General features: G+C 31.7%; 5 protein-coding genes. 4 read left to right on the top strand and 1 reads right to left on the bottom strand.

Features of this window, described 5'->3' with window-relative positions; genetic code table 11:
- Window positions 1-145: 145 nt before the first annotated feature.
- Window positions 146-1,024, top strand: a complete 879-nt coding sequence (locus SVN78_08210) for a DMT family transporter (GenBank protein ID MDY6821587.1) — start codon at window positions 146-148, stop codon at window positions 1,022-1,024.
- 220 nt (window positions 1,025-1,244) lie between these two features.
- Here SVN78_08210 and SVN78_08205 read toward each other — a convergent pair whose 3' ends face one another.
- The gene (locus SVN78_08205) at window positions 1,245-1,559 is read right to left on the bottom strand and encodes a DUF3870 domain-containing protein (protein ID MDY6821586.1); all 315 of its coding nucleotides are present in this window, start codon (window positions 1,557-1,559) and stop codon (window positions 1,245-1,247) included.
- Between the two features lie 433 nt (window positions 1,560-1,992).
- Between SVN78_08205 and SVN78_08200 the strand changes: the two genes are divergently transcribed.
- The 3 genes from SVN78_08200 to SVN78_08190 form a co-directional block, all read left to right on the top strand.
- Entirely contained in the window at window positions 1,993-3,045 is a 1,053-nt protein-coding gene (locus SVN78_08200) for a zinc-binding dehydrogenase (GenBank protein MDY6821585.1), read from the top strand.
- A 282-nt stretch (window positions 3,046-3,327) separates the two neighbouring features.
- On the top strand, window positions 3,328-4,098 hold the full coding sequence (locus SVN78_08195) for an SDR family oxidoreductase (protein MDY6821584.1): 771 nt from the start codon (window positions 3,328-3,330) through the stop codon (window positions 4,096-4,098).
- A 383-nt stretch (window positions 4,099-4,481) separates the two neighbouring features.
- A partial coding sequence (locus SVN78_08190; protein MDY6821583.1) for a hypothetical protein occupies window positions 4,482-5,232 on the top strand: 751 nt, incomplete at its 3' end.

The raw sequence follows: 5,232 nt of genomic DNA, 5'->3' as shown, positions 1-5,232 counted from the left end.
TTTAATAAAAAATAATGAGATCACTGATTTTTGTTACACATCACAGGCAAAGGTAAATAATTTTAGGCCACAAATCAAAATTAATTTAGTGTTTGCAAACAGAAAAATAATTGTTTAACCTGCAAACTCTAAGAAGGAAAATATAATGCGTCTAAAAGCATATATTGCACTGCTATTGGTGATATTAATGTATTCAGGTAATATCCTTGTGGGCAAAGCTATCAATGAGCTTCCTCCCTTTACAATTGCATTGGGCCGCCTAACGGTGGCCTTTATTATATTAACACCTATAGGTTTTCCTCAGGCTATTAAAGATAAAAATCTTTACTTGCAATACAAATTACCTCTGTTGATAATGACTCTTACGGGTGTCACATTTTTTAGCTCCTTTGTTTACAGCGCGTTACAGTTTACAAGCTCAACAAATGTTTCTATTCTGGAAACTATTATTCCCGCACTTGCAGTTATATTGAGTGTATTGTTTCTGAAAGAAAAAATCACACTTGTTCAATGGCTAGGGGTAATTATTTCTTTTGTCGGTGCTATTTGGGTCGTAGCAAATGGTAATTTGAGTTTCTTTATAAAGCATGCCCCAAACAAAGGCGATATAATAATGGTAGTAGCAATTATATTCTGGGCAATATATTCTTTGTATGTTAAGCAATATATGTATAACTTCCGGATTTTCGGGATTATATGGCTTATGACCGGTATTTCGGTAATAATTTTATTGCCAATTGTAATGGTTGAATGGTGGATAACAGGAATACCAAATATTTTTCAGGCCGGCAAACTGGCAGGTATTTTTTATTTAGGTATATTTCCCTCTTTTATAGCCTTAATACTTTATAGCAGATCAGTAATCATTTTGGGAGCAGGCAAGGCTTCTGTTATGTTAAATCTATTGCCTGTATTTACAATGCTTGGAGCATACTTTCTACTTAATGAGCACATCTCTTTTTCTCAAATTCTTGGCTCCATTATTGTAATTTCAGGAGTGACAATGACAATAAGAATAAATTAAATTTATTTATTCAATGAAATATATTTCATATATCTGTTCTTAAAAATATTTATTCCGAAGCTACATTATTTTCTTTTAAAAATATTTGCTCCTGTAGTGAGAGCTTCGCACAATACCGCAAAGAACTAAATTTTGAGAGCAAAAAACGGTGTAACTATCCAAAAATATTGACATAAAGCCTTCGATATCGTCATTAATAACTCGGGAACCCAAGCTATAATTAATTTTTTTCTACTAAATTTGATTTTGTATCAAAATATCTTCTAATTGCCACGTTTAAACAAGCTATAAAAGCCTCGTCTGAAGGAGCCCAATATTTATTCCGTATTATTTTAGATAATTCCTCACTTCCTTTTTTTAAATCATATCCTATTAGTAATCTTTTAAAAAATCTTTTTGCCAAATCGGTAATTAACGTTAATTCAGCATCAACAATTGTGTCATTAAGGGTATCTATTTCTAAGACTACACCTGCATATTTGTATAGTTCATGCATAGAAGTACCTCTTGGTGCTGGAGTATATGCTGTGACCAAAACTGTGCTATTTTTAATTCATGAACCTCTAGTTTTATAATTAAAATTATATTTATATATTTATATCATGTAAATTTTCAATTTTTTATAATATAATAATTAGTTGAATGTTCTTTAATTATTTCAAGTCTACAGTTTCTTTATAATACTTTTTGTTATAAGTAACTACTTGTATGCAGTAAACTATTATAAAATTATTACATTTTTATACCCTAATTGGTAATAATTTGACTCTATATCTTACTTTTCTAACATGAAACGTTTGCTTTTAAAAATTTAATAATAGTTTTTAATATTATTGCAATTTTTTATAATGTTGTTATTATTTAGATATATTTGTTTGTATGGAAAAAACATTTAATACAGTTCTAGGTGAAATCTCTTCAGAAAAATTGGGAAAGACACTCATAATATATAAAAGGAGGATAAACTTATGAAGGGAAAGATGAAAGATTTGCGTTTATATAAAACAAACTCTAATATAGCTGAGGCTTTAAAACTTGAAGAGGTGGATATTTCTGAGATTGGGCCAAAGGATGTTCTACTTGATGTTAAAGCTACAGGCCTTTGTGGTTCTGATATACATATGATAGATGGGTCAACAGTACTGCCACGATACCCAATTACTTTAGGCCATGAGACTGCAGGAATTATTTGTGAGGTTGGTGAAGATGTTAAAGATTGGAGCGTTGGGGATAGGGTATGTGTTAATTTTATACAAACATGTGGAAAGTGTTTGCCATGTAAACTTGGTAGACCATCCATATGTATTAACAAAAAACGAATAGGAATGGAAGAAGATGGTGCATATGCAGAATATGTAAAGGTGCCTGCAGAAACTCTTATAAAACTACCAGATAATGTTCCTTTTGACCAAGCTGCTATATGCACAGATGCTGTAGCAACACCCTTTCACGCTATAAGCAAAAGATCAAATATGAGACCTGGAGATAGTGTTGCAATTTTTGGTTTGGGTGGGTTAGGTGTACATGCTGTTGAGCTTTCAAAAATGTGTGGGGCTGGTTTTGTTATTGGTGTTGATGTGGATGATTATATATGTGAAAGAGCAAAGAAGATGTTTGGTGCAGATTACACAATAAATGCTAGAGAAAAAGAACCTGTTGCTGAAATTATAAAAACAACAGGATGTGGTGTAGATATCTCAATGGAAATTATAGGCTTGCCGAAAACACAAGAACAAGCAATAAATAGCTTAAGACCAGGTGGAAGAGCGTTGATAATAGGCCTTGGAGCAGAACCTGTTAAACTACCAAGTGTAGCTATTTTTGCTAGGCAAGAATTTGATGTGGTGGGTTGTTATGCCTTTGAAAATTTAGAAATAGAAAGGATAATTAAGCTAGTTTCTATGGGAAGGCTAGATCTAAGTAAATCAGTAACATCCCATATCAAGTTAGAAGAAATTGGTAAAGGTTTAGATGATTTGCATCATAAAAAAGGTTATCCTATAAGGATAGTTGCTGTGTAGGAATAAATTTTATAAATAGTAATAAATTATAAAAAATGACATTTTTTACTTTAATTAAATCTTTAGCTTTGTGCAAAGCTAAATTAGTGACAAACTTTGAGACGGAATTAATGGGTTTTATAGATATTTATAAGAATATCATTTTAAAAAATACATAATGTATTAATAAGATAGTTCAGATGTTCTTAGCCAGTGGCAAAGTAATAGACTACAAAGATAATGTACAAAATATTAGTAGGAGGTAACATTATGAAAGAAAAGGATTGGACCATAGATAAATGGATGTATAAGCCTGATGAAATGTTTAGTGTGAAAGATATGGTAACATTTGTTACAGGAGCTGCATCCGGATTAGGTCGAGCTATAGCACTAGGTTTTGATGCGTTGGGTGCAAAAGTAATTTTGGCAGATATAAATGAAGAAGGAATAGAAGAAACAGCAAAAGAATGTAATGGAGATATATTGAGAATCAAACTTGACGTAACTGATATTAATAGTGTACAAGAAGCTGTCAAAAAGAGTGTAGCTAAATATAAAAAAATCGATGTTTCCTTTAACATTCCTGGAATTAATATAAGAAAGCCTGCATTGGAGCTAACCTATGATGAGTTCGATAAAATAATGAAAGTTAATCTTTACGGTGTTTTTATGTGTGCTAAAGAAGTCGGAAAAATTATGTATGATCAGAAAAAAGGAAGTATGATTAATATGGCTTCTATTTTTTCAGAAATAATTATGCCAAAACAGATAGGTTACGCTAGCAGTAAAGGAGCTGTACGACAAATGACAAGGGTACTAGCAGCAGAATGGGCACCATTTGTAAGAGTGAACGCTATTGGTCCTGCATATATTGAAACATCACTTGTAAAGGAAGTTATGAAAGACAAATCTTGGTATGATAATATTAGAAATCAAAATATGTTTAAACGCTTTGGCAAACCAGAAGAAATTGTTGGACCAGCAGTATTTTTAGCTTCAAATGCAAGTAGCCTTGTAACAGGTTTTTTGCTATTGGCAGATGCTGGCTGGCACTGTTTTGGTGGATCAGTTTAACCTTACTAAATAATTTAATAAACATTTACTATAAAGGATATTTCATAAAATTGTCAAATAATATTTATTAGCTTTTTTTAAAAGCAAGTAGTAGCCTACTATCGGAATAAAAAAGAAAGTTTTAAATAGTTATTTTAACAAAAAATACCAACCACTCAGACATAACTAATACTGATTATGTTAAATAAAGTGTTAATAATATGCTTAATAACATAAAGATATTACTTATTAAAACTTTAAATTCAAAAAATCCTATTCTATATTTTTTTAGTTTGAAATACTAAGTGTTTTTATTATTTTTATTTTTTACATCAATTTGACTTGATATTCGCTTTAGTATCTTATAATCTTATTGTTTTTATATAACTAAAGAGGGGGTATCAATGAAACACTATCTTTTTAAAATTATGTTGTTTTTTGTTGTTTTGTCTTTGCCTGTTACTGTATTAGCAATACAACTGGAATTACATGGTCGTATGGACAATCGTTTTCAATTGTATACAAATCAGAATGCTTGGTTTGTTTCTGAGCAGCAAGGTCGAATTAGTGATGAAGACCTTGAGGATACCTTTGGGGAGATAAAATACCAATTCTGGTTTGAAGGCACCTCAGATGACGAAAATGTTAAGGCAGTATATGCAATGGAAGTTGGAGGCGTGCGCTTTGGAGAAGTAAGTAAAGGTGGTGGATATTCAGGAGATGGGGTTAATGTTGAGACAAGATGGGGTTATGTTGATTTTAGGTTACCTGGGTTAGATAAATACGGTTTTGATACAAGAACAAAGATAGGCTTACAACCAGTTAATATTAACCCTTGGTTATGGAAAGAAACAGCGATGGGTATATTGTTTGATGGTTCACACAATGCCTTTGACTATCAACTAGGTTGGATTAGAGGATATGAGGTAAGTGTTATAAGAGATGTCGATGAGGGCATTAGGGATGAGGATGCCTTCTACGGAAAAATATATTATAATATGGGAGAGGGTAATAAAGTAGGTTTTTTTGTTTTATATCAAACAAGTGATTCTGACAGAGAGGCAGAAGAAAATGATGAGATAACCTCACAACTGTGGGAAGTAAAACGCTTTGAGGATAATGCAGATTTAGATATTGTTACTTTAGGTTTAGATG

It is taken from the genome of Deferribacterota bacterium, assembly GCA_034189185.1.
In the GTDB taxonomy this organism is placed as follows: Bacteria; Chrysiogenota; Deferribacteres; order Deferribacterales; family UBA228; genus UBA228.
Note: the sequence above shows the minus strand (reverse complement) of the source record. Positions and strands in the feature narration are given on the sequence as shown.